The organism is Grimontia sp. AD028 (genome assembly GCF_000973155.1).
Taxonomy (GTDB): Bacteria; Pseudomonadota; Gammaproteobacteria; order Enterobacterales; family Vibrionaceae; genus Enterovibrio; species Enterovibrio indicus.
Window position 1 is genome coordinate 1 of record NZ_LASY01000069.1, and the last position, 2,190, is coordinate 2,190.

Genomic DNA, 2,190 nt, shown 5'->3' on the forward strand with positions numbered 1-2,190 from the left:
CCTAAAACGCTTAGGGCTAGAACAAAATTTAACCACCAAAGGTCAACAGCCCCTAGCGATGGAGATAGGAGTTCAAGATGAGCGATAACTTACAGCAGATCGTCTACATCAGCAGCGCAGAACACCCTTTCACTGATGAAGAGTTCGCAGAAATGCTCGCCGTGATTCGCGAAAACAATGAAAAACTAGGCGTCACCGGAATGTTGCTTTACAAGGATGGCGACTTCATACAGGTGATTGAAGGCAAGGAAGACATTCTCGCGCCCCTGTTTAAAAAGATTTGCAGTGATTATCGCCACTATTCCATCGTTGAAATGATGCGGAAAGATATTGTCGAACGACAATTCAAAAAATGGAGCATGGGCTTCCATCACATCAACAATGATGACCCAAGATTAGAGGGCTTCAACGCCTTCTTTGATGACGATGCCGATCATGAAGTCGACCCGGGCGACGCGCTTAACCTGTTGCTGGTATTCCGAGAATAGCAGCCATTTCCAAAGACATTAAAAAAGGGTGCCGATGCACCCTTCTTGCTATTTGTTTACTTCACCGCCACGCCCACATCAAGCCGTTCAAACCAATCCAAGAACTTGCCAACATTTTCGCCTGTAAACATTCGGCCATGTTGGGGACACATCATTTCGATATCCAGCTCGCGCACCCGACGAATCCAGTCATTTTTGGCGGTGTTCGATGGCATCCAACGCTGGTGAAACCCTTTCATCTTCGGAATGTGTTCCTCAAAGTCTTCCACTTCCATTGGTGCATCGTCCGCCTCCAGAGCCGCGCCAATATCACCACTCATCAGAATCTTCGCCACTGGGTCGTAAACATGAAAATTGCCTGAAGAATGGAGGTAATGCGCCGGAATGAAGCGGATTTCAACGCCGTTCAACACCAGAGTACCGCCCTCGTCAGCGATTGGAGCGTATTCAATATGCTCCATCCCAAAGTGGCGAACAAATCCTTCCCAAAGCCAGGGAGCATGAAGCTTAGATTCGGTTAAAGCGGTATCCCATAAGCCGAGGGAAGAAATAATGTCTGGATCCTGATGCGAAGCAAAAAGATGCCCAATCTGATTAATCGGTACCTGTTTAACGACGGACGCCAGCATCGCGGAGAAAATCTCTATGCCGCCTGGGTCCATCAACAGCGCGTTGTTATGCGTGCGGATCATATATTGGTTGGTGTCGATGATTTTCTCAGGCTTAGACGGGTCACGCCCGAACATAAACCACTGGTGCGTTTCCCCTGAATAGATTTCCTTTGTGATCATTCGATCTGTCTCCGAAGCGTTTGCGGCTAGAGCAATTAGTATTCGTCTGCCAATTCACGACACAGCGACTGAGACAGCATGACGTGTGTCTGTATTCGATCTGCAGCGGTAGAAACGTTGTCTGCGACAACGTTCAGTCCCTCTTCAAATTTCTTACCGGACTGTGAAGCCTCAACACGCGACATCGCTGACAGCACTGAGGCGGTTTTGATCTCGCGAGCCAAATTTTCCAGTAGCTCTGATAGCGAAGTAACTTCGCGGTAAAACTGGCGGAGCAATTGCGCATGCTCTGCCTTCATGGTTTCAATCGGCTTTTCTATCGTGCCAACGTAAGCTGCGTCTTTACTTATCTTTGCAGCTTTCTTGAAGCATTCCATGGTGCGTTCGTTACGCACCGCAATTGTCGCCAATCTGCTGATGGTGACCGCTTTGAGGTTAATGATGTCTGAGGTTTTTACAGTGGTATCGGCCAACTGATCGATGAAATCAGTAATTGCCCTAAACCCCGCAGCGCCTTGCCCAGCACGTAATGCCAGCGCACGCGCATTGCTTGCGGTAAGTGAAATATCGTTCGCGATTTCCCGGGCTTTATACAACTCCGCCGCGACGACCGCTGCCGTCACAAAGTGATTGTCTGCGTTTGCATCTGTCATGGAGGTATCTGATTTATTAAGACCTTTTATCAGTCTAGACAAGTATTTCTGTCTGTTCAGAAATGAGACAGTATTTCTCTACATTTTGTAGGGTCTGTTGACCTTTGGTAGTTATATTTTGTTCTAGCCCTAAGCGTTTTTGGCGCGGCGAGGTTTGTGCCGCCTAGTTACTCTAAGCAACTACGCCTCAACAAAGCATAAAACGCATAGGGCTGAACCCTCCGGGCAGCGTTTGTGGGGACTTTCTCCTGCGTTATC

The 2,190-nt window shown here is 48.3% G+C and carries 3 protein-coding genes; 1 reads left to right on the forward strand and 2 read right to left on the reverse strand.

Annotated features, from left to right (window positions below; all coding sequences use genetic code 11):
• Positions 1-77 precede the first annotated feature (77 nt).
• The gene (locus RN22_RS15695; RefSeq protein WP_002541795.1) at positions 78-488 is read left to right on the forward strand and encodes a BLUF domain-containing protein; all 411 of its coding nucleotides are present in this window, start codon (positions 78-80) and stop codon (positions 486-488) included.
• A 56-nt stretch (positions 489-544) separates the two neighbouring features.
• Here RN22_RS15695 and RN22_RS15700 read toward each other — a convergent pair whose 3' ends face one another.
• The gene (locus RN22_RS15700) at positions 545-1,279 is read right to left on the reverse strand and encodes an MBL fold metallo-hydrolase (protein ID WP_002541794.1); all 735 of its coding nucleotides are present in this window, start codon (positions 1,277-1,279) and stop codon (positions 545-547) included.
• Between the two features lie 35 nt (positions 1,280-1,314).
• Complete coding sequence (locus tag RN22_RS15705) at positions 1,315-1,932, reverse strand: hypothetical protein (RefSeq protein ID WP_046305655.1); 618 nt, start codon at positions 1,930-1,932, stop codon at positions 1,315-1,317.
• Between the last annotated feature and the right edge of the window lie 258 nt (positions 1,933-2,190).

Coding starts and splice junctions, on each gene's coding strand:
- RN22_RS15705 (WP_046305655.1), bottom strand. CDS start 1,932: ATGACAGATGCAAACGCAGACAATCACTTTGTGACGGCAGCGGTCGTC.
- RN22_RS15700 (WP_002541794.1), bottom strand. CDS start 1,279: ATGATCACAAAGGAAATCTATTCAGGGGAAACGCACCAGTGGTTTATG.
- RN22_RS15695 (WP_002541795.1), top strand. CDS start 78: ATGAGCGATAACTTACAGCAGATCGTCTACATCAGCAGCGCAGAACAC.